The sequence below is a fragment of the Psychrobacter sp. 1Y4 genome (assembly GCF_051847555.1).
In genome coordinates this window covers 1-665 of sequence record NZ_JBPYDE010000654.1, presented here as the reverse complement: position 1 = coordinate 665, position 665 = coordinate 1, and the positions used below count along the sequence as shown (strand labels likewise).

Annotated in this window: 1 protein-coding gene; it reads right to left on the bottom strand. The window is 44.4% G+C overall.

Going from position 1 to position 665, the window contains the following annotated elements; genetic code table 11:
- Nucleotides 1–603 (bottom strand): NADP-dependent isocitrate dehydrogenase (locus tag ACS8FC_RS18145; RefSeq protein ID WP_439297811.1); only part of this gene is annotated, 603 nt, incomplete at its 3' end.
- Nucleotides 604–665 lie beyond the last annotated feature (62 nt).

Sequence of the window (665 nt, the reverse complement as noted above, 5' to 3'; positions counted from 1 at the left end):
GTCAAGTAGCAAGTCCATACGCACGGTACGAGCTTTATCTAACGTCATAGATTGCTCGCCATCGTAGAAATCGCCGCCATGCATGTGTGATACGTGCGTGCTTGACCATTGCTTCCATTCACCCATTGAGTGTGGATGTTTGCGAGCATAGTTTTTGACGGCTTTTGGTGCACGGCGATCTGAGTTACCTTCACGTAGTACTGGATTGACGGCACTGCCTAAGCTTTTACCATAGCGCTTACGTAGCTCTTTTTCTTCATCCGTTTGTGGATCTTCTGGGAAGTTAGGAATGGCGTAGCCTTTACCTTGTAGCTCTTTGATAGCGGCTTTTAACTGCTGGACAGAGGCACTGATATTTGGCAGTTTGATGATGTTGGTGTTTGGGTCTTGAGTCAGGCGACCAAGCTCAGCTAGGTTGTCAGGAACACGCTGCTCTTCGGTCAAGTATTCAGGGAATTCAGCCAATATACGAGCCGCAACAGAGATGTCACTGGTTTCAACTTCGACACCTGCGGTTTTAGTGAACGCTTCTACAATAGGTAAAAAAGATAGTGTCGCAAGCGCTGGGGCTTCGTCAGTTTTTGTATAAATAATTTTTGACATTTTATTTAGTTCTTCCTTTAGTTGTCGTTAATAATAATGCTCAAATATAGTGTTGAATATGA